Below are 25340 nucleotides of genomic sequence, written 5' to 3'. Positions count from 1 at the left end.
CCGCCGCCGCGCCAAGCGCAACACTGTCCGCCAGATCGCCGCCGCGTCCCGGCACCGGCCCCGCCAGACAGAGGATCTGGCCTGCCTCCCGCGCCGCCGCCTGCAACGCGGCGGGATCTTGCAACGGGGCAAAGATCCGCCAGCCCGCGCCCGGTTCGGGGCCGTCTTGCGGACGCCGCGCCTGCCAGAGCGCGGCATGCGCCCCCCAACGCCAGCGCAGACAGCGCCCGATCCGGCCGGAAGCTCCGATCACCAAAGGCGGAAAAACAGTCATCTCGGCTCTCTCCTGACGGGGCCACCCCTGCAGGCGGCAGGGCGCGCTGCAACAGAGGCAGGGAATGCATCGGCCTGTGGGGATGCGTTGTTGACGCGCCCTGAACTGCCAGTATCTTGCGGACACTTCAATTCAAAGACCTGTCCGACGGGATTCCTCAATGCGCTGCCTCAAAACCTTTTTCGTCCTGGCCGGGCTTGCTCTGCTTCCTGCAGCCTGTGATAGCCTGCCGGGTGGCGCCCCTGTCAGCAGGGACATCGTGCGCGAAGCCGAACAGCCCGGCGCCGATTTCGCGCTTTATCCGGTAACCCGCGCCTTTTTGCCCTCGGTGGCGCAATGGCCCGAAACCGGTGCCTATGAGGTACTGCCCTGGCTGCCCTATGCCCAGGGCGCCAAGACCCAGATCATCCAGCCCGGTGACACCCTGAACATTCAGGTCTGGGACAGCAACGACAATTCGCTGCTGACCGCGCCATCGCAGCGGATGACCCAGCTGCAGGGGATGAAGGTCGCCGGGGACGGCACCATTTTCATGCCCTATCTGGGCAATGTCTCGGTCCGGGGCATGACGCCGGATCTGGCGCGCGCGCATCTGCAGGAGGCGCTGGAAACCATTGTGCCCTCGGCCCAGGTGCAGCTCGCCATGGAAGAAGGGCGTAACAACTCGGTCGATCTGGTCTCCGGGGTCAGCCGACCAGGCACCTACCCGATGCCGGATCGCAATTACACGGTGATGGGGCTGATCTCTGCCGGTGGCGGGATCGGGGTCAACCTCAACAACCCGCAAATCCGACTGGTGCGCGGCAGCCGGATCTACGGCACCTCGGTGCAGAACCTGCTCAACAACCCGCGGCTCGACTCGCTGTTGCGCGGCGGCGACCGGGTGTTTGTGGAAGAGGACGAACGCTATTTCCTGTCGTTCGGCGCGACCCGCACCGAAGCGCTGCATACCTTTACCAAGGACAGGATGTCGGCGATGGACGCGATCTCCATCACCGGCGGCCTGCAGGATGGGGCCGCGGATGCCAAGGGCATTCTGGTCCTGCGCGAATATCCGGCCACCGCCGTGGCCCCAGGGGTGCGCGGCCCGCGCCAGACCCGGGTCGTCTTCAGCCTGGATCTGACCAGCGCCGAAGGCCTGTTCTCGGCCCGCCAGTTCGAGATCAACCCGCAGGATCTGGTGATCGCCACCGAAGCCCCCATCAATGACGCGGTCACCGTTGCAGGCCTGATCGGCAACTTCGTGGGCGTCTTCAACAGCGCCTCGCGCATCAACAACTGACGCATTCGGGCGCGGCCCATCAGAATTTTAGGATTTATCGACTCCGGTAAGTCCGCTATACCCGCATGGGCCGAAACAGCGGCGCAGGGTTTGCTACGGCAACGTAGGAGGGGTCATTGTTTCCCGCCCGTGCACAGTCGTCGGTCAACGGTATTATATTTTCGGAAACTGCACGGAATTGATTTCAGATGCATCATTTCAAAGGGAGACTTAAGTGATGGCAAAATTCACCTGGTTCGACGGCAACCAAGGCGCATTTCGTTGGGATGATCTGCACCGCTTCGATGTCAGCCGCGCGACCCAAAAGGTCATCATCGGCGAGTATAACGGCGTCGACGGGGCGCTGGAGGAAACCCGCCAGCCCGCCCGGTTCAAGATGGTTCTGGATCAGGCTGAAACCTCCGAGGATGCCAATGGCGACCGGTTTTATACTGGCGGCACCGTCGCCAAGATCTACTGGTACAACAGCGACGGCGATGTGATCAAAAAGGCCACCGGCCTCTCGGTGGACCTCAGCCACGCCTGGACCTTTGTTCAGGAAGGCAACGCCCGCGGCTTGCAAGCCATGCTCTATGACGGCGGGCAGGTCTTCGTCGGCTCCGATGATGGGATGAACCCCAATGGCTGGAACGGCGATGATATCGGCACTGGGTATGGTGACGATACGGTCAGAGGCCGCGGCGGCGACGATTACATCGTCGATCGCGGTGGAAGCGACATCTACAACGGTGGCGACGGCTTTGATCGCGTTTCCTACAACGAGGTATTCTGGCAGCCCTGGCTCGGCGATCAGGGGATCGAGGCGGACCTGAGAGCCGGGACCGTGATCGGGCCGGATGGCACAACCGATACGCTCATCAGCATCGAGGGGCTGCGCGGCACCCATTTCGACGATGTGATGAAGGGCGACAGCAACCACAATATCTTTCTCGGGCTCAAGGGCGACGACACCATCAACGGCCGCGGCGGTATCGATTCCGTGCGCTATGACCGCGATATCCAGCAGGGCGGCACCAATGGTGTCACCGTGAACCTGCGGACCGGTACGGCCACCGATGGTTTTGGCGACACCGATACGCTGATCAATATCGAGGATGTGCGCGGCTCTATCTTTGACGACCTGCTGAAAGACAGCAGCGGTGACAATACCCTGCAGGGGCGCGACGGTGACGACACGCTTCGTGCCTCTGCTGGCAATGACTGGCTGGAAGGCGATAATGGCGCCGACCTCTTCCAGTTCGCCAGCCGCAGGTTCGGCGCTGACACCATCGCCGATTTCGAGGTCGGGACCGATCAGATCGAGATCCTCAAGGCCAAGCGGTTCGGGCAGCTCACGATCGAGGACAATGGCGACGGCAATGCCGTGGTCTCTTTTGCGCGGGGCGAGGTGGAGCTGGTCGGTGTGTCCGCCGACGACCTGAGCGCCGATGACTTCCTGTTCTGAGACCTGCGGGGCGGGCGCGTAATCCCCTCGCGGCCGCCGTCATTCTTTGATCCACAGCGCGGCTGGCTCTGCCGGCCGCGTTCAGCCCAGCCCGGCGCGCAGGCAGTCGTGGATATGCAACAGCCCCACCACCCGGTCCTCTGCGTCCAGCACAAAGAGCGCCGAGATCTTGCGGCTGTTCATCTCGTGCAGCGCCTCGGAGGCGAGCGAGCCGCTGCGGATCACCTTCGGACCGCGGGTCGCCACCGCGCCGGCGCTGCGTTCCATCAGCCCGTCCATGTTGCGCCGCAGGTCGCCGTCGGTGATGATGCCGGTCAGCCGCCCGCCTTCGACCAGCCCGGCCAGGCCAAACCCCTTGGCCGTCATGGTCAGCAGCGCCTCGGACATGGGGGTCTCCGCAGCCACCAGCGGCAGCGCCTCTCCCGCATGCATCAACCCATCCACCAGCATCAGCTGCGCCCCCAGCTTGCCACCGGGGTGGAAAACCTTGAAATCCTCGCGTTCGAAACCGCGCCTCTTCATCAGCGCCACCGCCAGCGCATCGCCCATCGCCAGCGTCGTCGTGGTCGAGGTGGTCGGCGCCATGCCGATACCGCAGGCCTCGGGCGCGTCGGGCAACAGCAGCGTCACGTCGGCCTGGGCTCCCAGGGTGCTGTCGGCCTTGCGGGTGATCGCGATCAGCGGAATGCCAAAGCGGCGGCTATAGGTGACGATATCGGCCAGCTCCGAGGTCTCCCCCGAATTGGAAATCACCAGGCAGACATCGCGCGGCGTCACCATGCCGAGATCGCCATGGCTGGCCTCGGTGGCATGTACGAACTGCGCCGGGGTGCCGGTCGAGGCCAGGGTGGCGGCGATCTTGTTGCCGATATGGCCGGACTTGCCGACGCCCGACACGATCAGACGGCCTTCCATCGCCTCGATGATCTCGACCGCCTTGAGGTGCGCGGCCCCCAGTTCGCCCGCCATGCGGGTGAGGGCAGCGGCCTCCACGGTCAACACGCGGGCCATTTCGGCCAGGGTTTCATCGGCGGTGATCTGTCGAGGGGTCATAATGGGGATCTCTGGCAACACGAAGGAACGTCCCGCCTGTGTAGGCGGCAGGACCGGGAATGACCAGTCCCGCGCGGTCAGATCCGGATCGGCGGCGCGGTCGAGACCAGCCGGTTGATCTGGCGGATATGCTCCGGCAGGCAATGGCTGAGGAAATCATAGGTCTGCATCACATGGGCCCGGGCCTTGCCACCCAGCCCGGCATAGTCCTCAGGGCGGGCCAGTACCTCGGCCACCTGCGCCGCCAGCGCCTCCGGATTGAAGAAATCCACCAAAAGCCCGGTTTCGCCATGGGTGATCGCCTCGCGCACCGGGGCAACATCGGCGGCCACGATGGTGGCCTCCATCGCCATCGCCTCCAGGAGCGACCAGCTGAGCACAAAGGGCATGGTCAGATAGATATGGCAGCGCGAAAGCTGGATGATCCGGCACAGATCGCCGTAGGGCACCCGGCCCAGGAAATGCACCCGGCTCCAGTCGACCCGGTCGCCGATCTCCGCCTCCATCTCGCCGCGCAGGCCGCCGGGGTGGTCGCTCTCGCGGCCATAGGAGGTCTCATTGCCACCGATCATCAGGATGCGCGCATTGGGCCGCGCCGCCTGGATCGCCGGCAGGGCCCGCATCATGATGTGAAACCCGCGGGCGCGCTCCATGTTGCGGGCAATATAGGTCACCACCTCATCCGCGCGCGAGATCGGATGGCTGAGCCGCCCCAGGGTGATCTCCGCATCCGGATCCGCCCCCAGCCGGTCGGCGCGGATGCCGTCGTGGCAGACGTAGAACCCATCATGAAAGCTGGTCGGAAAGCGGTCGCGCTGCCACAGGGTCGGCACATGCCCCATATCCACCACCTCGCGGTTGAGGCAGGGCACCACGTTGCGGGCCCTGTTGAAATAGGGCGCATGGGAACCGGGGGGCTGTTCGGGGTCAAAGCCCACCAGACCGCCCTCCATGTTGTAGTAATATTCAAAGAACCCCAGGATCGGCACCTGGGGCCACAGATCCTTGAAGAACGACAGCTCCCCCCAGCCGGTATGGCCCAGGATGATGTCGGGGCGGAACCCGGTTTCACGCTCAAACGCCTGTGCCGCCTGCACCGCGCCGAACCCGGCCCCGGCGGCGGCCTCCCAATCCTTGGCCAGGCCAAAGGCCTCCCTGGTCGGGGTGTGAAAGGGCTTGTAGGCCAGCGTGTGCACACCGGGGATCTTCACATCGCCGCGCTGGCTGAGAAACACCAGCTCATGCCCGCCCTGCGCCGCGAGCCACTGCACCAGCTCGCGATACTGACCGGGCATGTTTTGATGGACAAAGAGAAGCTTCATGAGGCGGGTCCTGTCTTCAGAGCGGGCCTGTCCTGAGTGCCGTCTTCGCGCGCAGGAGGCAAGCGCGGACATTGGCCCGGGTTTCACGGTGACAATATCCGGCAGCATTGCTACACCGGACGCAGTTCTTCAGACAGGTTTTGTTTGACAAGCCCACGCATTGATCCAGCCCTTTACACCCAACCGACATCGGAGAAACCTGATGCAGATTGAAAAAACCGCTCTTGCAGGCCTGTTGATCCTGACGCCGCAGCGGTTTGGCGATGCGCGGGGTTTTTTTGCCGAAAGCTGGAACCGCAAGCGGATGGCCGAGCATGGGCTCGACTTTGATTTCGTGCAGGACAATCATTCCCTGTCGGCAGAGGCCGGCACCATCCGGGGGCTGCATTACCAGGCGCCGCCGCATGCCCAGGACAAGCTGGTGCGCTGTGGTCAGGGGGCGCTGTTTGATGTTGCCGTGGACATCCGCAGCGGTTCGCCCACCTATGGCCACTGGGTCGGGGTCGAGTTGAGCGCCGGCAACGGCAAGCAGCTCTTGGTGCCCAAAGGGTTCCTGCACGGCTTTGTCGCCCTGCAGCCGATGACCGAAATCCTGTATAAATGCACCGACTACTACGCCCCCGATTGCGATGGCGGGGTGCATTGGGACAGCTGCGGCATCGACTGGCCCCTCACCGGCCCGCCGGTGCTGTCAGAAAAGGACGCGGCCGCCCCGCCGCTGGCCGATTTCGACAGTCCCTTTGTCTATTGATCCACGCGTATGCCGGAGCCGCCTTCCGTTGACGCCCATCGCGCCTATCTGAAGCAGGCCCATTTCAGCGCCCTGGATGGCTTGCGCGCCGTGGCGATCCTGATGGTGCTGACCCATCACAGCGCCCTGGCGCAGGTCTCGGGCCTCTGGTCGCGCGGTTTCCTCGGGGTGGACCTGTTTTTTGTGATCTCTGGTTTTCTGATCACCACGCTGCTGCTGCGCGAACAGGAGCGCCGGGGGCGGATCTCTCTGACCGGGTTCTACTGGCGCCGGGCCCTGCGGATCCTGCCGCTCTATTTTCTGGTGGTGACCCTGGTGGGAGGCTATTTCGTGCTGCTGCAGGGCGAGTGGGACCTGGCTGCGCATTGGGGCGCCTATTACCTGTTTCTGGCCAACTTCCTGTCGAGCCATATTCCGCCACTTTTTCCCAGCTGGTCCCTGGCCATGGAAGAGCAATTCTATCTGCTCTGGCCGCTGGTGATGCTCTGGCTGCCGCGGCGGGCCTGGGGCGGGCTGCTGGTTCTTGGCGTGGCCCTGAACCTGGTGGCGGTGATCGGTGTGCTGGGGCGGGTCGGGATCACCGCCTTTGACTGGGGGATTTTCCGGCTGCATCTGCCGGATGTCACCTATGCCCCGCTTCTGCTGGGCGCCGGGCTGGCGCTGACCTTGCATGATCCGCGCGGGTTTCGGGCGCTGTGGCGGCTGTTGGGCCATCCGGGGGCGCCGCTGGGGCTGGCGGGGCTGTTGCTGGTCCTGCTGTCTGGCCTGCTGCCGCAGGTCCTGGCCGGGCTGCCTTATCTGGTGGTGCATCTGGCGATGACCGGATTGCTCGCCAGCCTGGTGCTGCGCGAGAACAGCTGGGCGCATCCGCTGCTGCGGCTTGCGCCGCTCGCCCGGATCGGCAGGATCAGCTATGGTATCTACCTGCTGCATCTGCTGGTGCTGTCCGGCACCGCCCTGCTGGCGGCGCGGCTGGATTTGCCCGAGACGGGGGCGGCATTCCTGCTATGTTACTGGGGCGGGACATATGTCTTGGCGGAGCTGAGTTTTCGCACCTATGAACAACCTTTCCTGCGGCTCCGTCACAAACCTTTTGGTCAGGTGGCGCCGGGACAATCTTCGTAAGATCGAAAGACACCTGAGGCGATACTCAGACATAGTCCAGAGGATCCGGAACAAGGGAGCAGACCCATGAAACTACTTGTGACAGGCGGTGCAGGCTTTATCGGCTCTGCCGTGGTGCGACAGGCGATTGCGGCGGGCCATGAGGTGGTGAACCTCGATGCACTGACCTATGCGGCCTGCCTCGCCAATCTGGCCGAGGTCGAAGACAGCCCGCGCTATGCCTTCGAGCAGGCCGATATTCGCGACCGCGCGGCGCTGGACAAGGTCTTTGCCCTGCATGCGCCCGATGCGGTGATGCATCTGGCCGCCGAAAGCCATGTGGACCGATCCATCGACGGGCCGAGCGATTTTGTCGACACCAATATCACCGGCACCTTCAACATGCTGGAAGCCGCCCGCAAGTTCTGGGCTGCGGTGGGCAAGCCGGGGCGGTTCCGCTTTCACCATGTCTCTACCGACGAGGTCTATGGCTCGCTTCCGGCCGACAAATCGGTGCTGTTCACCGAAACGACCGCCTATGATCCGCGCTCGCCCTATTCGGCTTCCAAGGCGGCTTCTGACCATCTGGTGCGCGCCTGGCACGAGACCTACGGGCTGCCGGTGGTGCTGAGCAATTGCTCGAACAACTACGGCCCCTATCATTTCCCGGAAAAGCTGATCCCGGTGGTGATCCTCAATGCGCTGGCAGGCAAGGCGTTGCCGATCTATGGCGACGGCTCCAACATCCGCGACTGGCTGTATGTCGAAGACCACGCCGCGGCCCTGCTCTGCGTGCTGCAGAAGGGGCAGAACGGCCGCCGCTACAACATTGGCGGCGAAAACGAGCGCAGCAATCTGGAGCTGGTGGAGACGCTGTGCGAGATCCTCGACCAGAAACGCCCGCGCCAGGATGGCAAACCCTACAGGGATCAGATCACCTTTGTGACCGACCGGCCCGGCCATGATGCCCGCTATGCGATCGACCCCAGCCGCATCCGCAGCGAGCTGGGCTGGCGCCCCTCGGTCACCGTGGAGGAAGGTCTGGCGAAGACCGTGCAATGGTATCTGGACAATGAGGACTGGTGGCGGGCGCTGCAGGATCGCAACGGCGTCGGGGCCCGGCTTGGGGTCAGCGCATAGGGCTGTCCTTGCGGACAGCAGCCTCCGGCGGAGGTATTTGGAAAAAGATGAAGAAGAGGCGCAGATGACGATCCTTGTGTTCGGAGCCACCGGCCAGGTGGCCCGTGAGCTGGCCATGCTGGGTGGTGGCGTGAGCTGTCTTGGCCGGGACCAGGCGGAGCTGTCCGATCCTGAGGCCTGTGCCGCGATGATCCGGGATCATGCGCCCCGGGCGGTGATCAATGCCGCCGCCTATACGGCTGTCGACAAGGCCGAGAGCGAAGAGGATCTGGCCGGCGTGATCAACGGGGCCGCCCCGGGGGCGATGGCGGCTGCCTGTGCGGCGCTTGGCATCCCTTTCGTGCAGATTTCGACCGACTATGTCTTTGGGGGCACCGGGGAAACCCCTTGGCAGCCCAGCGATCCGGTCGCACCACCAAATGCCTATGGCCGCTCCAAACGCGCGGGCGAGGCGGCGGTGATCGCGGCGGGCGGGATCTTTGCGATCCTGCGGACGTCCTGGGTGGTGTCCTGTCACGGCCATAACTTCGTCAAGACCATGCTGCGGCTTGGCGCCGAGCGCGACCGGCTGACCATCGTCGGCGATCAGATTGGCGCGCCGACCCCGGCCCGCGATATTGCCGCCGCCTGTCTGACGATGGCGCATCAGCTGATCGCCGAGCCCGAAAAATCTGGCGTCTATCATTTTCAGGGGAGGCCTCATGTCAGCTGGGCGGGGTTTGCCCGGGCGATTTTTGCCCAGGCGGGCCTGTCTTGCGAGGTGGTGGATATTCCCACCTCTGACTATCCCACACCGGCGGTCCGGCCCCTGAACGCCCGGCTCGATTGCGCCAGGTTAGAGACTATTTTTGGCATCTCGCAGCCGGATTGGCACGCGGGGCTGGCCGATATTCTGAAGGATTTGAAAGACAGATGAGCAAACGCAAAGGCATTATTCTTGCAGGCGGCTCCGGCACCCGGCTTTATCCGATCACCATGGCCGTCTCAAAGCAGCTCTTGCCGCTCTATGACAAGCCGATGATCTATTACCCGATCTCGGTGCTGATGCTGGCCGGCATCCGCGAGATCTGCGTCATTACCACACCGCAGGATGCCGATCAGTTCCAGCGCCTGTTGGGCGATGGCAGTCAATGGGGGGTGCATCTGACCTATGTCCAGCAGCCCAGCCCCGACGGGTTGGCGCAGGCTTTCCTTCTGGCCGAAGAGTTTCTGGCCGGCGCCCCTGCGGCGCTGGTGCTGGGCGACAACGTGTTTTTCGGGCATGGGTTGCCGAAGCTTCTGGCGGCTGCGGATGCCAAACCCAGCGGCGGCACCGTCTTTGGCTATCACGTGGCTGACCCCGAACGCTATGGGGTCGTGTCCTTCGACGCGGAGGGCCGCGCCCGTCAGATCATCGAAAAACCGGCGGTGCCGCCGTCGAATTATGCGGTGACCGGGCTTTATTTCCTCGATGGGCGCGCGCCGGAGCGGGCGCGGCAGGTCCAGCCCTCGGCGCGGGGCGAGCTGGAGATCACCGATCTGTTGCAGATGTATCTCGATGAGGGAGAGCTTTCGGTGGAGACCATGGGGCGTGGCTATGCCTGGCTCGACACCGGCACCCATGCGAGCCTGCTTGATGCGGGTAATTTCGTGCGCACCCTGGAAGAGCGTCAGGGGTTGCAGACGGGGTGCCTTGAGGAAATCGCCTTTCACGCCGGCTGGATCAGCCGCGCGGAGCTGGCCGCCCGGGCTGAATTGTTCAAAAAGAACAGCTATGGGACCTATCTGAGCCGGTTGCTGACCTGAGAGGGCAGAGCAGACTGCCCCGGGACGGGCGCGACAGACCCCAGCGCGCCCGCTCGATAGCCTGGCCTCAATCGCCGCCGAACAGATCGCGGGTAAAGACCTTGTCAGCCACCTCCCGGATCTCATCGGTCAGCCGGTTGGCCACGATCAGCTCTGCCTCCGCCTTGAAGGCGGCCAGATCGCGGATCACCCGGCTCTGGAAGAAATGCTCCTCCTCCAGCACCGGCTCGTACACGATCACCTCGATCCCCTTGGCTTTGAGCCGCTTCATGATGCCCTGGATCGAGGACTGGCGGAAATTGTCCGATCCCGCCTTCATCACCAGCCGGTAGATCCCGACCACCTTGGGCCCCTTCATCAGGATCTGATCGCTGAGGAAATCCTTGCGGGTGCGGTTGGCATCCACGATGGCGCGAATGAGGTTCTGCGGCACGTGATTGTAATTGGCCAGCAGCTGTTTGGTGTCCTTGGGCAGGCAATAGCCGCCATAGCCGAAGGAGGGATTGTTGTAATGGCCGCCGATGCGCGGGTCGAGGCTGATGCCCTCAATGATCTGGCGCGTATCCATGCCGCCGGCCATGGCATAGCTGTCCAGCTCGTTGAAAAACGCCACCCGCATCGCAAGATAGGTATTGGCAAAAAGCTTGATCGCTTCCGCCTCGTCGGGATCGGTGAACAGGATCTCAACATCGGTCTCAACGGCGCCCTCCAGCAACAGGCCGGCAAAGCGGCGCGCCCGATCCGAGCGCTCCCCGACAATGATCCGCGACGGGTGCAGGTTGTCGTAAAGGGCGCGCCCCTCGCGCAGGAATTCAGGGGAGAAGATCACCTGATCCGTGTCCAGCCGCGCCCGCAGGCCACGCACATAGCCCACCGGGACGGTCGATTTGATGACGATGGTGGCGGTGGGATTGACCGCCATGACCCCGGCCACAACCGTCTCGACGCTGGAGGTGTCAAAGGAATTGCTTTTGGGATCATAATTGGTGGGCGTGGCCACGACCACGAAATCCGCGTCTTTGTAGGCGGCCTTTGAATCGGTGGTTGCCTGCAGGGTCAGGGCGCGGTTGGCCAGAAACGCCTCCAGCTCCGGGTCGACGATGGGACACTGGCGCGCGTTGACCATCTCCACCCGCGGTGCCGAGATATCGACCGCCACGACATCATTGTGCTGGGCCAGCAGCACAGCATTTGAAAGGCCGACATAGCCCAGCCCGGCAACAGCGATTTTCATGCGTTCAGGTCCTCGCGTAGACATCCTCGTAGCGAACGATGTCATCCTCGCCCACATAGCTGCCGGTCTGCACTTCGATCAGCACCATCGGCACCCGACCGGGGTTTTCCATCCGGTGCACCGCGCCCAGCGGAATATAGACGCTCTCGTTCTCGGTCACCAGTTTCACCTCGTCATCCACGGTCACCCGCGCGGTGCCCTCGACCACGATCCAGTGTTCGGAGCGGTGAAAATGGCTCTGCAGCGATAAGCTGGCACCGGGATGCACCAGAATGCGCTTGACCTGGAACCGCCCCCCCACCACCAGGCTTTCGAACCAGCCCCAGGGGCGATGATCCTTGGGAAAGGCGGTCGCCTGGGTGGCGCCCTTGGCCTTCAGGGCGCTGACCGCCTTTTTCACATCCTGGGCGCGGGACTTGTCCGCCACCAGAACCGCGTCGTTCATCGCCACCGCGATGATGCCATCCAGCCCGATGCCGACCACTTCCAGCCGCTCGCTCTCGGACCGCAGCAGCGTATCGCGACAGTCGATCGCCGTGGCACCGGCGCTGGCCACCACGCCCTGCGCATCGGGGCCACTCTCGCGCCAAACCGCATCCCAGCCGCCGAGATCCGACCAGGCCGCATCAAAAGGCACCACCGAGAGGTTGTCGGCATGTTCCATCACCGCGTAGTCGATCGAGATATCCGCCGCCTGCCCCCAGGGCTCTGGCGCCAGCCGCAGAAACCCGAGATCCGCCTGCGCCTGCTGCAGGGCGGCCTCGACCGGGGCGATCAGATCCCCCGCATGGGCCCGGAAGGCGGCAATGATGTCCTTGGCGGCAAAGAGGAAAATACCGGCGTTCCATTTGAAATTCCCCGCCGCCAGCATGTCCGCGGCACGGGCAGCATCGGGTTTTTCGACAAATTTCTTCAGCGCCACCGCCGCGCCGGTCGCCTGCGGGGCGTCGGCCAGCTCCAGATAGCCATAGGCGGTTTCCGCATGGCTCGGCGTGATGCCAAAGGTCACCAGCTGACCCGCCCGCACCGCTTCCAGCCCGCGCGCGATGGCCGCGTGAAACGCCGCGACATCGGGCACCACATGATCCGACGGCGCCACCAGCAGCACGGCCTCGGGATCCCGGGCCTGGGCGTGCAGCGCCGCCGCCAGAACCGCCGGTGCGGTATTGCGCCCTTCCGGCTCGATCACGATGGCGCCGGGATCAATGCCCACGGCCTGCAGCTGCTCGGTGACGATAAAGCGGAAATCGGAATTGGTCAGCACCACCGGCGCCCCGAACTCAAACCCGTCCCCCTGCCCGGTCAGTCGCTTTGCCGAGGCCTGAAACAGGGTTTCCTCGCCCATCAGGGGCACGAACTGTTTGGGGTAGCTCTTGCGGGACAGAGGCCACAGCCGGGTGCCGGAGCCACCGCAGAGAAGGATGGGCGTAATGGTCATTTTCAATCCTTTTGAGTGCACAGAGGTCGAACGTCAGCTTTCCCAACATGCTGTAGGCGTACATTCGCAACCCTAATACCGCCAAACGCCTGCCAGAACAAAGATCCAGTTTGTGCCCGAAACGCCCCAGTTGCGCCTCTCCGCACAGGCGCTTGGCAAGAGCCGCTGGACAGGACACAGCTGGCAGGTTTTCCAGGCGCATACGGCATATCCCGGTAGCACTCATACGCGCGATGCAATAGCACATCCTTTATGACCGCCCGGATAAGACGGCTGACTGGATCGAGACGCAGAACACACTGGAGCCTGACTTGCTCATCATCGACGACAAAATCGTTATCGCCCATATGAAGAAATGTGGCGGCACATCCGTCTGCAAGGGCCTGGTTGAAACGCTTCCCAAGGCGCGCATAGATTTCCTGGGCTATACCCCCGAAGGCGAAGAACGCAGCGCCGCATCACGACGGCGCAAAGGTCTGTGGAAACACTCTCCCGTCCAGGACATCGTCGACAAAACGCCGCTGCCGCGGGAAAACCTGACAATCTACCTGGTCTCCCTGCGTCCCTGGTGGGATCGGGTTGCCTCCTTTTACTTTCATGCCAAACGCTACCACCGCAAGACAGGCCACAAGTACCCCTGGGTCAAGGACATGGCGTTTTCCGCCTTCTTGCGCAGCCCCTACATTGAAGAAATCGAATGCCTCGACGTCTTCAGCGGGGGTCCCGACGGGCAGCCTCTCGCGGATGTCTACGTGCCCTATTCGTCCCTTTCCACCTGGTACACCACCCTGGCCACGGAGCTTGGCTATCCGTCCGTTGAGCTGCCAGAGTACAATCGCGGGCGCCCCAAATTCGCGGACGGGTATCTCGAATGCTATAACGCCGCCGATTTCGAATTGATGGCGGAACGGTTCCGCGGCGAAGACGCCATGCTGGAGCGGATGGGGATGAGCCACCCCAGGCCCACCCCTCTTTAAAAGCCGCCCGCGTCAGCCCAGATCAAGCCCGATCTCCCCCCAGGCACTGCGGAGCGTCAACCGGTCCCCGGACCGGACGGGGACCGCCGGACAGAGACCGCCCGTTGCGATCCACTGGCCCCGGGCCACTGGCATGTCATAGCGCCGCGCCAGGGTCAGAAACTCGGCGGCAGCGCCCAGCGGCGACCCGATCACATTCGCACTGCTGCCCGCCGTGGGCGCGCCGCCGTTATGAGTCATTTGCACGGTCAGTTCCCGGTCCAGAGCCACCGCATCGAACGGCTGAATTGCGCCGATCCACAGCCCCCCCGCGCCGGCCCGATCCACGATCTGCCCCAGCAGCTCCGGCTTCAGACTCTCCGGCAGAACGGCGGCCGGAATTTCGAACCCCAACCCCATGCGGCTGAACCGCTCCGTTGGCGCCTCGGCGGTCCAATCCGCAATCTCAAGCATGACCTCCGGCTCGGCCAGAGGCGCGACCAGCCCCCCCAACGGCATAGTGTCCCGCTCCAGAAAAACCTCATGCGGATGGAGAGGACCAAAGAAAACTTCTTGATTGTCAAATACCTTCCGCGACCACGGATTGGCCCCCCCAATTTTCCAGGCCGCCACATCGCCCACTTGCGCGCGACTCACAGCATAGGCCTCCTGCGGCGTCTCGGGCAGATCCGCCGTCGTGATCATCGCCGGCTTCCCAGCCTCGCGCGCCTGTGTCAGTGCTGCTACCAGCTGCTCCATGCCGCCTTCGGTCATTCTTGCCACCCATCAATCTGTTGCATGTTCCCCCGCGGAACATGTTGTGCATTTGGGGTGTTGTCCGCCGAAGGGTCAAAGGCGTCAAGACGGTGTCGCAAATCCCCTGTTCCAAAGGCCCTTGTGGGTTGCACTGCGCCCCCCTGCTCCCTAGACTGCGCTCGCTTGCTACAGGGACGAATTTTGCAGACTCCCGCCCCCTCTGCCTGGCCAGAAAAGAGAACAAATAACATTATGACATTAAGAGCTGCGATCATTGGATACGGGAAAATGGGCCGGATCCGCCACGACGCCATGGATCGCCACGGAGACTTCGAAGTTGTCGTCGCCTGCGACACGGAAATTGATCCAAAGGCCACCGTACCAATGGTGACAGATCCGATGGCTGTTTATGAATACAACCCCGACGTGATCGTCTGCAGCGTCCCCAACATGATGATCCCCGATGTGGTCTGCACCGCACTGGAACGGGGCAAACATGTGTTTTCGGAAAAACCGCCCGGACGCAATTCCAAGGATGTCCGCCGGATGATCGCCGCAGAGGAAGCCGCCCGGGCCGCCCACGGCGGGCTGGTGCTGAAATTCGGCTTCAACCACCGGGTTCATGATGCCATCGAAGAGGCCAAGAAGCTCACCGATGCCGGCACCATGGGCGATCTTTATTTCATGCGTGGCGTCTACGGCAAGGCGGGGGGGCCGAACTACTCACAGAACTGGCGCAACGATCCAGAGCTTTCCGGCGGCGGCATCCTGATCGACCAGGGCATCCATATGCTGGATCTGTTCCAGATGTTCGCCGGCCGTTTCACCGATGTGCAGAGCTTCGTCCAGCGCAAATTCTGGACCGATGTCCCGGTCGAGGACAACGCCTTTGCCCTGATGAAGAACGCCGACGGTATTGTCGCCTCGGTACATTCCTCCGCGACCCAATGGCAGCATACCTTCCGGCTGGAGCTTTACATGCGCAACGGCTTCTTGTCGGTGGACGGCATCCTGTCGGCCTCCGGCAGCTATGGCACCGAGGTGCTGACCGTCGCGCTCAACCGGCTCGATGCCACCGGCAGCCCGATCCCGAACCCCGAACAGCAGGAGCTGCGCTTTACCGAAGACCGCTCCTGGGACAAGGAGATCGCAGAATTCCATGCCGCCGTGGTGAAGGGCACCCCGCTGGTCTGCGGCACCTCGCAGCAGGCGCTGGATGTCATGGAGCTGGTCGAAGCGATCTATGCTGCCGACCCGGAATGGAGCACTGCGCGGCAGTCGACCCCGCAGATGGCAATGGAATAAGAATATGCAGACCCCTGTTTTCCTCGACCACCTGCCGGACATTGATGCGGTGGCCGGTCAAAAACCCGCGCAATACCGCCTGGAGCGCAACAAGGCCCTGCTGGAGCTGATGCTGGACCAGAGCACGGTCTGGCATGATCGCAACGCCTGCCCGGCCTGCGATCAGGACACCACCCAGAACCCGTTCTTCTCGCAGACGATGATGGAGTTCCGGCGCTGCATGAACTGCAACTCGATCTATGCCGCGCGGGTGCCCGGACAGACGACGATCGACAGGCTGCGGCTCGATCATATCCAAGCCCGCGCCGCCGATGCCGGCGGCGACCGGGAATTCGAGTTCACCTCCCTGCTGAACTGGATCAGCCTCACCGAGGCGCGGCTTGAACGCAAGCTGGACCGGGTGCTGGACATCCGCTTTGCCACCCAGGCGCCGGCCTGGCCCGACGCCACCGAGCGGCTCAGCCATAACCGCAGCTGGGATTTTCTGGAGCTGACCCCGGAAAGCGACGATTTCAGCGCCCTTGAGGCCGCTGTCGCCAAGGCGGCCCCCAAGGCGATCCTGATGCCGGCGGAACTGGATCGCGTCGCCGATCCGGCCGCCCTTCTGAGCGCCCTGAAGGCCGCCGCGACGCCGGGGACGGTGATTTTTGTGGCCAGTTCCTGCGCAGACGGGCTGGAGTATGAAATCCTCGGGGCTGACTCTCCCAGCTTTGTGCCGCTGGATCGGCTGACCGTCTTTTCAGTCAAGGGATTCGAGACCCTGAGCACCAAACTCGGCCTGCAGGTGCTGGAAATCTCCACCCCCGGCCGGCTCGATGCGGTGATCCTTGATCGTTACTTCAAGAGTGCCGAAAACACCGCCATCCCGTTCTGGTCCAGCTTCTTTCGCGAGGCCGACAAGAACCGGTTGCGCGACCTGCAAATCCTGCTGCAACGCAGTCTCAAATCCGGTGTCCTGCGTTTCGTCCTGGAAACCTGACCCGCCCCAAAACGAGAAAGCTCACGACAATGTCCGATTTTTTCCCCACCACCGCCTATGACACTTGCGAGAGCTTCGCGGGCGATTACTTCGCAACGCTCGCCAAGGCGACCCAGGTCAGCGACCTTTCCGCGCTCGACCGCGTGGCAACCCTGCTGAAAGACACCATCACGGCGGGCAATTTCATCTATATCTGCGGCAACGGCGGCTCGGCCGGCATTGCCAACCACTCGCTCTGCGACTTCCTGAAATGCGTGCGCACCGACACCGATTTGATGCCCCGTTTCATGTCACTGTCGGCCCATACCGAGATGAACTCGGCCCTGGCCAACGACATCTCCTATGACGAGGTTTTTGCCTATCAGCTGCAATCCATGGCCCGCCCCGGCGATCTGGTCTGGACCGTCAGCTCCTCCGGCGACAGCGAAAACGTGGTCCGCGCCCTGCAGGTGGCCAAGGATCTCGGGCTGAAGTCGATCTCCTTCACCGGGTTTTCCGGTGGACGGTCCAAGGATCTTGCCGATGTGAACGCCCATGTGAACGCGCAGAATTACGGCGTGGTGGAGGACATCCACATGGCCTTCATCCATATCCTGACCCAGTATCTGCGCATGACCAACATGGACAAAAGCCTGATCGCCGACCGGAAATTCTGAGCATGCCCGCAGATCAGATGACCGTCACCGATCTGCCGGACGCCCTGCATGACACGCTCTGCGCCCTCCTGCCCCGTCTGGTGCAGGAGGTGTTTGCACAGGATATCGTGACCGAGGACAAAGGCAGTGACGGACTCGACCTGGTGACCTCCATCGACCTTGCCATGCAGGCGCGGCTGGAACAGGACCTCGCCGCTTTGCTGCCCGGCTCCGTGGTGGTGGGCGAAGAGGACTATGCCGCCCATGAAGGCCACGATCCGGTCTGGCTGATCGATCCTCTGGACGGCACCGTGAATTTCGTGGCCCAGCTGCCCGCCTATAGCGTCGCGGTGGTGCTCCTGATCGCCGGGCAACCGGCCCTGGCTGCGGTCTATGACATCCCGCAGGGCGATCTCTATTCCGCCCAGGCCGGACGCGGGGCGCGCCTCAATGGTGCGCCGCTGCAGCCGCGCACCCATAAGGCACGGCTGGCAGTGGTCTCTTCCGGTCTGCTGAAGGATCTCGCCCAGACCGCCCCGGCGGCACTGGCAGAGCTGCTGGAGGCGTTCAAACTGCGCAATTTCGGCAGCCAGGCCCTGCATCTGTGTTATGCCGCCGCCGGGCGGGTCAGCCTGGTCGCCAGCCGCGAGGCCAAGGGCTGGGACGACCTCGCCGGCGCCCTGATCGCGCAAGAAGCCGGGCTGACCTACGGCAGTTACGCCCCGGCCGCCTGCGCCCGCCCGATGGATCAGGACCAACTGAGCCTCTGCGCCCCGGCCGATCATTTTGAAACCTACACCCCGCTCTTTGCACGCGCCTGCTCCTGAGGCCGCGCGTTTCAACCCGAAGGATGACGAGATGAAAACCGTTGCCATGATCCCCGCCCGCATGGGCAGCCAGCGTCTGAAGAAAAAGAACCTCGCCCCCCTGGCAGGCCAGCCGCTGATCACCCATGCGATCGAGAAATGTCAGGCCACGGGGCTGTTCGACGAGATCTACATCAATTCCGAAAACGCCGAGTTCGGCCAGTTCGCCACGCAATACGGTATCAAGTTCTACCAGCGTCCCGAGGCACTGGGCAATTCCGTCGCCACCTCCGAGCAATTCGTCTACGACTTCCTGAAAAATGTCGCGTGCGACCTGCTGATCCAGGTCCACTCCATTGCCCCGCTTCTGACCGCCGAAGAAGTCAAAGCCTTCGCCGAGGCCTTTATCGCATCGGATGCCGATGTGATGCTGTCCTGCATCGAGGATCAGATCGAGGTGGCCTATCAGGACCGCCCCGTGAACTTCACCTTTGCCGAAAAGACCAACTCCCAGGATCTCAAGCCGACCCAGAGGGTCACCTGGTCGATCACCGGCTGGCGCGCCAAATCCTATATCGACGCCGTCGAGAGCGGCTCGATTGGTACCTATAATGGCAAGATCGCTTTCTACCCGGTGGGTGCGATCTCTGGCCATGTCATCAAGACCCAGGAAGATCTGGACATCGCCGAGGCGCTGCTGAGCGTTCTGGGCACACATAAATCCGCCTGAGGGGCTTTTGCGATGAACGTTCTTGTTTCCAACATCATGATGATCAACGAGCGCGACCGCTTTGATGCGATCCTGCGCGAAAAAGGTCTCACGCCGATCTGGCCCGAGGTGAACCAGTTCATGGACGAGGCCCAGTGCCTGGAGTTTGCCGGCGAGGTGGACGGCTGGCTGGCCGGCGACGATCAGATCACCGAGGCTGTGCTCAAGGCCTACCTGCCCCGTCTCAAGGTGATCTCGAAATGGGGCACCGGCATCGACAGCATCGATCTCGCCGCCGCCAAGGCGCTTGGCGTGCCGATCTGCAATTCACCAGGCGCCTTTCGCGATGCGGTCAGCGAATATGCCATCGGCCTGTTGCTGGCCGCGACCCGGCAATTGGCCCGCACCGATCGCATGATCCGACAGGGCGCATGGCCCAAGGGCCGCTTTCCCGGCATGACGGGCAAGACCATGGGCGTGGTTGGCTATGGCGCCATCGGTCAGGGTGTCGGCCAGCGTGCCCGCGGCCTTGGCATGGAGGTGATCGCCCATGACCCCTATATGCAGACCGCCCCTGATGGTGCCCCCGTCGTCAGCTTCGACACGCTGCTGGAGCAGGCCGACGTGATCTGCCTGTGCTGCAACCAGACGGCCGAGAACTATCACCTGATCAATGCTCAGACGCTCGACCGGGCGCGCGATGGGGTGATCCTGTGCAACGTGGCGCGGGGAGGGCTGGTGGACGAAACCGCCCTGGTGGCCGCCCTGCAGAGCGGCAAGGTCGCCGCCGCCGCGCTGGATGTGTTCGAGGTCGAGCCGCTGCCAACCGATCATCCGCTGCTGGGGTTCGACACTGTCGCCGTCTCCAGCCACAACGCCAACAGCACCGTTCAGGCCATCGAATACGTCCACGGCAACACGCTCGACAACCTGTTCAAACATTTGCAGATCTGATCTGCCATGCTGGGGAACGCCATGATCCATCGCCTGCAGACCCTGCAGGCGAGCTCGGACAGCACCGCACAGGAGGCCATCGACCTCCAGGCCTGGAATGCCGCCACCACGCTGCAGTTCTGCGGCGTCGAGCTGCACACCAGCCAGGGTCGGGTGTCCGTCAGCCTGCGCCATCACAAATCCGATGGCACGCAGGAAGAGATTGCACAGCTGTTCTGCCTGCAACCCGGCTCCAGTTTCAGCCCTCCCCTGGACGTGGCCGCCCTGGCCCGTCAGGGCGGGCAAATCCAGCCCGTCCTGCTGTCCGCCAGCGAAGATGCCGTCTTTGATCTCTACCTGGGCAGCAACGACGAGGCCTGGACCCCCAGGGCGCAGGTGGCGGTGCTGATGCGGGCGCGCACCCCGGCCGAGACCCAGACAGCGGTTCAGACCCTCGCCACCTTCCGGCGCCGCTATGCCGGGCTGGGCCTGGAACAATCCTGCCACCTGGTTCTGGACCTCCCCGAACCGGAGCCCCGGCTGCGCCTGTTGCTGCAACAGCAGGAAGGGCTTCGCAACGACCGGCCGCTGCTGCACCAGCGCCAGGGCCCCACCCGCAGCTGGCTGCGCCGGGCCGTGCATGCCGTGGCCTACGGAGATCTGAGCGACCTTGGGATCACGCATCTGGTCCTGCAGCCCGACGATACCCCCTTGCAACCCGAAGGGTTTCTGCATGCCCTTGCGCTGGCCCGTTTCCTGCATCACGACAGCCTGTTTCACGGCACCGGCGAGACCGCCGGGATCCCCGGGCACTGGCCCCGGTTCTGTCTTGACCTGGCCCAGGTCTATCGCCACGGCCTGCCGGGCGCCGATGCCGCACTCTATGCTGCAGACCTTGAACGGCAGGGGCTCTTGCGCTTTGGCTTTCCGGCGCCGCCCGCGCCCCTCCCGGCACCGGGACTGCGGCAACAGCTGAAAGAACAGCTCGCCCGGCTGTCCCTGCCCGCCCCCTCGACAGAGATCGGCTGCCTGAAACAGACCATGACCCGCCAGTTACGCGATGTTCAGCGCGGTCAAAACAGCGCGGTCCAACGGCTGGAAAACCGCCTGAAAGACAACCGCCTGTGGAACCCCGACCGGGTGCATCAGGATCAGGATCGCGCCAATCGCACCCTGCTCAGCCTGCTGCGCAACCGCCACCCCGGCGCCCGCGCCGTCATCGTCGGCAATGGGCCCAGCTTGCGCACCAGCGACCTCGACCGCCTGCCGGGAACCGTCACCTTTGCCTCCAACAAGATCTGGCTGGCCTATGGCCAGACCGCCTGGCGGCCCACCTATTATTCCGTCGAAGACCATCTGGTGTTGCAGAACAACCGCGACCGGATCGAGGCGCTGGAAGGCAGCCTGAAGATCTTTCCCGCCAATACGCGGGATTTCGGCTATCACGCGGGCGACACCATCTTTGCCCCGTTCCTGCCGCCCCGCTCCTTCGAGGACCCGATGTCCGACCCGGAGTTCCCCGCCTTCAGCCACGATCTCAGCCATGGTATCGCTTGGGGATCCACCATCGTCTACAGCCAGATCCAGATGGCGCTTTATATGGGCTGCCGCGAGGTCGTCCTGATCGGGCTTGACCACACCTATCAGCTGCCCTCGGAAAAGCATGGCAACCAGTATATTCACAGCGGCGAACGCAACCATTTTCATCCGGATTACCGGGCGCCTGGCGAGGCCTGGCACGAACCCAACCTCAAGGTGCTCGAAACCTCCTATGCCAAGGCAAGAACCATATGCGATGGCGCCGGGATCCGCATTGTGAACGCCTCCCGCCAAACGCAACTGGATGTGTTCGACCGCGCCGATTTCGACCAGCTTTTTCCGCCCCAGGAGTTTCCCGCATGACCCCGACGCCGCAGATTTACGACGCCCGCCCCTGCACCCTGGGCGAAGGCCCACTCTGGCATCCCGAGCGCCAGCAGCTGTTCTGGTTCGATATCGTCAACAACAGGCTGCTGTCGCAAGCACAGGACGGCACGCCGCTGAGCTGGAGCTTTGACCGCAATGTTTCGGCCGCGGGCTGGATCGACACCGACCACTTGCTGATCGCCAGCGAAACCGGCCTCAGCCGTTTCAACCTTGCAACCGGCGCCGAAGAGATGCTCTGCGAGATCGAAGCAGACAATCCCCTCACCCGGTCCAACGACGGGCGCGCCGACCCCTGGGGCGGCTTTTGGGTCGGCACCATGAGCAAGGCGGGTGAGCCCGGTCAAGGCACGCTTTATCGCTGGGCTGCAGGCGCGCTGCGGGTGCTGGAAACGCAGATGAGCACCCCCAATGCGATCTGTTTCGACAAGGCCCGCAGCTGCGCCTATTACAGCGACACCAAAACCCGCATCATCTGGCGCCAGCCCGTCAACCCGGTCTCCGGCTGGCCCGAGGGCGACAAACAGGTCTTTGTGGACCTCCGCGCCCCGTCGTCCCAGCCGGAGCACAAGCCCGACGGGGCCGTCATCGATGCCGAAGGCTGCCTGTGGAGCGCGCAATGGGGCTCGGCCCGGGTGGCGCGCTATAGCCCCGAGGGCACCTTCTTGTCCGCGGTTGATCTGCCCACCGGTCATACCTCCTGTCCGGCCATCGGCGGCAGCGACCTGAAAACACTCTACGTCACCACCGCGCAGCAGAAACTGCCTGAAAACCGGGCAGACTGGCACCAGACTGCGGGACAGGTCTTCCATATTCCCATTGCCGCCACTGGCCAGGCCGAGCCCTGTCTTCCATTGTCGCTGCAGGAAACCCAGTCATGAACCACACCTCCCCCTCCGCCTCGACCGCACCTCCTCTGGCTGCGCAGATCCAGACCCGGCGCTTCTCCCCGCAGCACGGTCTGTATCCGCTGCAACGCTATGTCCACGCGTTCGGCGCTTCGGTTGTGAACTGCTTTGACCTCTGGGCCTGGAAACAGGCCACGGCCCTGACGTGGGTCAGTGTCCGGCTGGTGGTCCGGGCAGGCACCGTCCGCGCCCGCCTGGTCCACATCACCGCTGACGGCAGCCGCCATCTGCTGGGAGAGCTGACGCAGACGGGCGCGGGCACCCAGGTCCTGCCCGCCTTTCAGATTGCAGAGCTGGAAGGCGCCATCCTCCCCGAGATCGAGGACGAAGACGGCAAGGCCAACTATGATCTTCTGTTTGTCACCGATGACCAGCCCGTCACCCCGGATCTGCGGATCAACTATATCTTCTGCACCTACAAGCGGGCCGAATACGTACAGCACAATGCGCAGGTTTTCCGGGATTACCTGCGGCGCTACCACGCCACCCAGGAGGCCTATCTGACAGTGGTCGACAATGGCCACGACGGCAGCCCGGATGGCGGAGCCAATGCCTGCGGCGTCACGCCCGACACCCATGTCAGCGTCTTTGCCAACAACAACACCGGCGGGGCCGGCGGGTTTGGCCGGGGCCTGTATGAAAGCTGTTACGGGGCACTGGCCCCCCAGGGGTTCAGCCATGTCTGCCTGCTGGATGACGACATCTACCTGCACCCGGAAATGTTTGCCCGCAACACTGCCTTCATGCGCTACGTAAAGCCCGGCTATCACGTGGGCGGGCCGATGTATCCCACCTCGGAGGCCGAGAAGATCCCGCGCCACAGCGCCTGTTTCGGCCACAAGCACCGCGGCACGGTGCATCCCAGCGATACCGCCCTGGGGGCGGGGCTGGACACCGGCGACATTCCCGGCTTTCTCACCATGGACCGCAGCCCCGACAGCACCGGCTGGTGGTGGAGCTGTTTTGCGGTGGCGGATGTTCACCGGATCGGCCTGCCCTACCCGTTTTTCATCAAGATGGATGACGTGGAATATTCGCTGCGCCTGCAGGAGGCCGGGGTCAAACTGGTGATCCCCTTTTCCTTTTGGGTGCTGCATGACGACTTTGAAGAAAAATACTCGGCCGCGATGCAGTATTTCCGCTTTCGCAACCGCTGGGTACTGCTGGCGCAACAGGATCGGATCGGCGATCTCGGCGTCTTTGTTGCGGAGTATGACACATTGGTGCGCAACTTCGTGTCGGCCCGCAAATACGAACACGCCCAGCTTCTGCTGGATGCGATGGACCATTTCCTGCAGGGTCCCGAATATCTGATCGCCCGGGAAAAAGACATTCTGGCGGGCATCTTCGCCGTCGTAAGGCGGGAAAAGAACGGCCCCATGGCCGCGCCCCTGGATGCAGCCCCCCTGGTCAATGGCCTCGACGCGCCCAGCAGCGCCCGCAACGCCCGGCTGACGGCCCGCACCTGGAACAATCACTTCCTGCCTCTAAAAGACAGCGCCACCCTCGACACCACCCGGCCGCACAGCCCGCTGGACGTGCGCCGCGCCCGTCAGGTTCACTATTGGAACAGCCGCAAGAACCTGGGCTACACGGTAGAGCGCGACTCCCGCCGCGCGTTCCGCCAGATGCTCCATCTGCGCCAGCTGCGCACCCGGATCCAGACCGAATTCCCCGGGCTGTTGCCGCGCTACCGGCGCGCCAAGGCCTATCTGACATCACCGGTCTTCTGGTCCGACTATGGCAAACACGGTACCGCCCCCCGCCTGCACCCCGCCCCCGGAGATCAGGCGATGCACCGGCTACAGCACACCGTCGCCCAGCTGGTGGCACAACAGCGCCCGGACAGGGGCGTGACCGCCGAGGATCACGCCTTTTTCAACAGCCTGCGCAACCGCTACAAGGGTCAGCGCTGCTTTGTGCTGGGCAACGGCCCCAGCCTGAGCGTCGGTGATCTCGAATTGCTCAAGTCCGAAATCACCTTCGCAGCCAACAAGATCTACCTGTGTTTCGATGAAACCGACTGGCGGCCGACCTTCTACTCGGTCGAGGATCTGCTGGTCGCACAGAACTGCCGGGCCGAAATTCTGGCCGTTGACCGCACCACCAAGATCTTTGCCGATCATATGCTGCCCTACCTGCCGCGTCAGGCCAATCACCACTATGCCCGCTGGCTGCCCCCGATGGACAACCGATCGCCGTTCCGAGAGTTTTCCACCGATCTGACCAAGGGCATCTGCTGGGGCTCCAGCATCACCTATTCGATGCTGCAGATGGCTGTGCATATGGGGTTCAGCGAGATTTACATTCTCGGCCTCGATCACTCCTACGTGGAACCCAGCACCAAGGAAGGCGGGGCGCTGATTTCCGAAGGCGAGGTCAACCACTTCCACCCGGAGTATCGCAAACCCGGAGAACGCTGGCACTATCCGGTACTGGACCGTCTGGAGCATTCCTACCAGTTCGCCAAGGATTACTGTGAGGCCCTGGGCGTGCAGGTCTACAACGCCAGCCGGGTCAGCAAGCTCGAGATATTCCCCCGCGTCGATCTGGACGATGTGCTACAAAACACCCAAATCAAAAATAGTAATTGCCCGGACTAG

General features: G+C 63.3%; 22 protein-coding genes and 1 pseudogene. 17 read left to right on the top strand and 6 right to left on the bottom strand.

The genetic code is table 11. The features are described 5' to 3' along the window. Positions 1-274 (bottom strand): annotated as a pseudogene (locus tag TRIHO_RS08090) (NAD-dependent epimerase/dehydratase family protein); the annotation flags it as partial. Between the two features lie 160 nt (positions 275-434). Here TRIHO_RS08090 and TRIHO_RS08085 point away from each other — a divergent pair. After that, a complete protein-coding gene (locus TRIHO_RS08085; RefSeq protein WP_068241868.1) occupies positions 435-1556 on the top strand; it encodes a polysaccharide biosynthesis/export family protein in 1122 nt (373 codons plus the stop codon). Between the two features lie 217 nt (positions 1557-1773). Next, complete coding sequence (locus TRIHO_RS08080) at positions 1774-3000, top strand: calcium-binding protein (RefSeq protein ID WP_068241866.1); 1227 nt, start codon at positions 1774-1776, stop codon at positions 2998-3000. 81 nt (positions 3001-3081) lie between these two features. Here the strand turns inward: TRIHO_RS08080 and TRIHO_RS08075 are convergent, their stop codons facing one another. Continuing rightward, positions 3082-4053 carry a KpsF/GutQ family sugar-phosphate isomerase gene (locus TRIHO_RS08075; RefSeq protein ID WP_068241865.1) on the bottom strand — a complete coding sequence of 324 codons (972 nt, stop codon included), beginning with the start codon at positions 4051-4053 and terminating at the stop codon, positions 3082-3084. 77 nt (positions 4054-4130) lie between these two features. Beyond that, a complete protein-coding gene (locus TRIHO_RS08070) occupies positions 4131-5375 on the bottom strand; it encodes a glycosyltransferase family 4 protein (protein ID WP_068241863.1) in 1245 nt (414 codons plus the stop codon). A 202-nt stretch (positions 5376-5577) separates the two neighbouring features. Between TRIHO_RS08070 and rfbC the strand changes: the two genes are divergently transcribed. The 5 genes from rfbC to rfbA all read left to right on the top strand — a co-directional run bounded on the left by rfbC (position 5578) and on the right by rfbA (position 10155). Further along, positions 5578-6126: a dTDP-4-dehydrorhamnose 3,5-epimerase gene (gene rfbC / locus TRIHO_RS08065; protein WP_068241861.1), complete on the top strand. Its 549-nt coding sequence runs from the start codon at positions 5578-5580 to the stop codon at positions 6124-6126. Positions 6127-6135: 9 nt separating this feature from the next. After that, complete coding sequence (locus tag TRIHO_RS08060; protein WP_068241859.1) at positions 6136-7251, top strand: acyltransferase family protein; 1116 nt, start codon at positions 6136-6138, stop codon at positions 7249-7251. Positions 7252-7317: 66 nt separating this feature from the next. After that, positions 7318-8370 carry a dTDP-glucose 4,6-dehydratase gene (gene rfbB, locus TRIHO_RS08055; RefSeq protein ID WP_068241857.1) on the top strand — a complete coding sequence of 351 codons (1053 nt, stop codon included), beginning with the start codon at positions 7318-7320 and terminating at the stop codon, positions 8368-8370. Positions 8371-8434: 64 nt separating this feature from the next. Then, complete coding sequence (gene rfbD, locus TRIHO_RS08050) at positions 8435-9286, top strand: dTDP-4-dehydrorhamnose reductase (RefSeq protein WP_068241875.1); 852 nt, start codon at positions 8435-8437, stop codon at positions 9284-9286. Then, positions 9283-10155 (top strand): glucose-1-phosphate thymidylyltransferase RfbA, encoded by an 873-nt coding sequence (gene rfbA, locus TRIHO_RS08045; RefSeq protein WP_068241854.1) that lies wholly within the window; start codon positions 9283-9285, stop codon positions 10153-10155. The genes rfbD and rfbA overlap by 4 nt, the downstream gene beginning before the upstream one ends. Before the next feature lie 67 nt (positions 10156-10222). Here the strand turns inward: rfbA and TRIHO_RS08040 are convergent, their stop codons facing one another. Further along, positions 10223-11389 (bottom strand): nucleotide sugar dehydrogenase, encoded by a 1167-nt coding sequence (locus TRIHO_RS08040; protein WP_068241852.1) that lies wholly within the window; start codon positions 11387-11389, stop codon positions 10223-10225. 4 nt (positions 11390-11393) lie between these two features. Next, positions 11394-12827: a mannose-1-phosphate guanylyltransferase/mannose-6-phosphate isomerase gene (locus TRIHO_RS08035; RefSeq protein ID WP_068241851.1), complete on the bottom strand. Its 1434-nt coding sequence runs from the start codon at positions 12825-12827 to the stop codon at positions 11394-11396. A gap of 311 nt (positions 12828-13138) precedes the next feature. Between TRIHO_RS08035 and TRIHO_RS08030 the strand changes: the two genes are divergently transcribed. Then, positions 13139-13804, top strand: coding sequence for a hypothetical protein (locus TRIHO_RS08030; protein WP_068241849.1), 666 nt, complete (start codon positions 13139-13141; stop codon positions 13802-13804). Between the two features lie 12 nt (positions 13805-13816). Here TRIHO_RS08030 and TRIHO_RS23850 read toward each other — a convergent pair whose 3' ends face one another. After that, complete coding sequence (locus TRIHO_RS23850) at positions 13817-14557, bottom strand: hypothetical protein (protein WP_068241846.1); 741 nt, start codon at positions 14555-14557, stop codon at positions 13817-13819. Between the two features lie 234 nt (positions 14558-14791). Here TRIHO_RS23850 and TRIHO_RS23845 point away from each other — a divergent pair, with 234 nt between their 5' ends. Genes TRIHO_RS23845 through TRIHO_RS07980 form a run of 9 tightly spaced genes read left to right on the top strand, consistent with a single transcriptional unit; the run spans position 14792 to position 25340 of the window. Further along, positions 14792-15844, top strand: a complete 1053-nt coding sequence (locus TRIHO_RS23845) for a Gfo/Idh/MocA family protein (protein WP_165595896.1) — start codon at positions 14792-14794, stop codon at positions 15842-15844. Positions 15845-15848: 4 nt separating this feature from the next. Then, on the top strand, positions 15849-16823 hold the full coding sequence (locus TRIHO_RS08015; RefSeq protein ID WP_068241843.1) for a hypothetical protein: 975 nt from the start codon (positions 15849-15851) through the stop codon (positions 16821-16823). A 29-nt stretch (positions 16824-16852) separates the two neighbouring features. Next, positions 16853-17479: an SIS domain-containing protein gene (locus tag TRIHO_RS08010; RefSeq protein ID WP_068241841.1), complete on the top strand. Its 627-nt coding sequence runs from the start codon at positions 16853-16855 to the stop codon at positions 17477-17479. A 2-nt stretch (positions 17480-17481) separates the two neighbouring features. Further along, positions 17482-18285, top strand: a complete 804-nt coding sequence (locus TRIHO_RS08005) for an inositol monophosphatase family protein (RefSeq protein WP_068241839.1) — start codon at positions 17482-17484, stop codon at positions 18283-18285. 31 nt (positions 18286-18316) lie between these two features. Next, positions 18317-18994: an acylneuraminate cytidylyltransferase family protein gene (locus tag TRIHO_RS08000; RefSeq protein ID WP_068241873.1), complete on the top strand. Its 678-nt coding sequence runs from the start codon at positions 18317-18319 to the stop codon at positions 18992-18994. Between the two features lie 12 nt (positions 18995-19006). Then, positions 19007-19927 carry a phosphoglycerate dehydrogenase gene (locus TRIHO_RS07995; protein ID WP_068241837.1) on the top strand — a complete coding sequence of 307 codons (921 nt, stop codon included), beginning with the start codon at positions 19007-19009 and terminating at the stop codon, positions 19925-19927. Between the two features lie 21 nt (positions 19928-19948). Continuing rightward, positions 19949-21808 carry a hypothetical protein gene (locus tag TRIHO_RS07990; protein WP_131811186.1) on the top strand — a complete coding sequence of 620 codons (1860 nt, stop codon included), beginning with the start codon at positions 19949-19951 and terminating at the stop codon, positions 21806-21808. Next, positions 21805-22710, top strand: a complete 906-nt coding sequence (locus TRIHO_RS07985) for an SMP-30/gluconolactonase/LRE family protein (RefSeq protein WP_068241834.1) — start codon at positions 21805-21807, stop codon at positions 22708-22710. Before TRIHO_RS07990 ends, TRIHO_RS07985 begins: the two co-directional genes overlap by 4 nt. Next, positions 22707-25340, top strand: a complete 2634-nt coding sequence (locus TRIHO_RS07980; RefSeq protein WP_068241832.1) for a 6-hydroxymethylpterin diphosphokinase MptE-like protein — start codon at positions 22707-22709, stop codon at positions 25338-25340. Before TRIHO_RS07985 ends, TRIHO_RS07980 begins: the two co-directional genes overlap by 4 nt.

Source organism: Tritonibacter horizontis (assembly GCF_001518015.1).
Taxonomy (GTDB): domain Bacteria; phylum Pseudomonadota; class Alphaproteobacteria; order Rhodobacterales; family Rhodobacteraceae; genus Epibacterium; species Epibacterium horizontis.
The sequence above is the reverse complement of the archived record's forward strand: the minus strand, read 5'-3'. Positions and strand labels throughout refer to the sequence as shown.

Bases quoted from the DNA above. Each gene is read 5' to 3' on its own strand.
- TRIHO_RS08085 (WP_068241868.1), top strand. From the start codon at position 435: ATGCGCTGCCTCAAAACCTTTTTCGTCCTGGCCGGGCTTGCTCTGCTT.
- TRIHO_RS08080 (WP_068241866.1), top strand. From the start codon at position 1,774: ATGGCAAAATTCACCTGGTTCGACGGCAACCAAGGCGCATTTCGTTGG.
- TRIHO_RS08075 (WP_068241865.1), bottom strand. From the start codon at position 4,053: ATGACCCCTCGACAGATCACCGCCGATGAAACCCTGGCCGAAATGGCC.
- TRIHO_RS08070 (WP_068241863.1), bottom strand. From the start codon at position 5,375: ATGAAGCTTCTCTTTGTCCATCAAAACATGCCCGGTCAGTATCGCGAG.
- rfbC (WP_068241861.1), top strand. From the start codon at position 5,578: ATGCAGATTGAAAAAACCGCTCTTGCAGGCCTGTTGATCCTGACGCCG.
- TRIHO_RS08060 (WP_068241859.1), top strand. From the start codon at position 6,136: ATGCCGGAGCCGCCTTCCGTTGACGCCCATCGCGCCTATCTGAAGCAG.
- rfbB (WP_068241857.1), top strand. From the start codon at position 7,318: ATGAAACTACTTGTGACAGGCGGTGCAGGCTTTATCGGCTCTGCCGTG.
- rfbD (WP_068241875.1), top strand. From the start codon at position 8,435: ATGACGATCCTTGTGTTCGGAGCCACCGGCCAGGTGGCCCGTGAGCTG.
- rfbA (WP_068241854.1), top strand. From the start codon at position 9,283: ATGAGCAAACGCAAAGGCATTATTCTTGCAGGCGGCTCCGGCACCCGG.
- TRIHO_RS08040 (WP_068241852.1), bottom strand. From the start codon at position 11,389: ATGAAAATCGCTGTTGCCGGGCTGGGCTATGTCGGCCTTTCAAATGCT.
- TRIHO_RS08035 (WP_068241851.1), bottom strand. From the start codon at position 12,827: ATGACCATTACGCCCATCCTTCTCTGCGGTGGCTCCGGCACCCGGCTG.
- TRIHO_RS23850 (WP_068241846.1), bottom strand. From the start codon at position 14,557: ATGACCGAAGGCGGCATGGAGCAGCTGGTAGCAGCACTGACACAGGCG.
- TRIHO_RS23845 (WP_165595896.1), top strand. From the start codon at position 14,792: ATGACATTAAGAGCTGCGATCATTGGATACGGGAAAATGGGCCGGATC.
- TRIHO_RS08015 (WP_068241843.1), top strand. From the start codon at position 15,849: ATGCAGACCCCTGTTTTCCTCGACCACCTGCCGGACATTGATGCGGTG.
- TRIHO_RS08010 (WP_068241841.1), top strand. From the start codon at position 16,853: ATGTCCGATTTTTTCCCCACCACCGCCTATGACACTTGCGAGAGCTTC.
- TRIHO_RS08005 (WP_068241839.1), top strand. From the start codon at position 17,482: ATGCCCGCAGATCAGATGACCGTCACCGATCTGCCGGACGCCCTGCAT.
- TRIHO_RS08000 (WP_068241873.1), top strand. From the start codon at position 18,317: ATGAAAACCGTTGCCATGATCCCCGCCCGCATGGGCAGCCAGCGTCTG.
- TRIHO_RS07995 (WP_068241837.1), top strand. From the start codon at position 19,007: ATGAACGTTCTTGTTTCCAACATCATGATGATCAACGAGCGCGACCGC.
- TRIHO_RS07990 (WP_131811186.1), top strand. From the start codon at position 19,949: ATGATCCATCGCCTGCAGACCCTGCAGGCGAGCTCGGACAGCACCGCA.
- TRIHO_RS07985 (WP_068241834.1), top strand. From the start codon at position 21,805: ATGACCCCGACGCCGCAGATTTACGACGCCCGCCCCTGCACCCTGGGC.
- TRIHO_RS07980 (WP_068241832.1), top strand. From the start codon at position 22,707: ATGAACCACACCTCCCCCTCCGCCTCGACCGCACCTCCTCTGGCTGCG.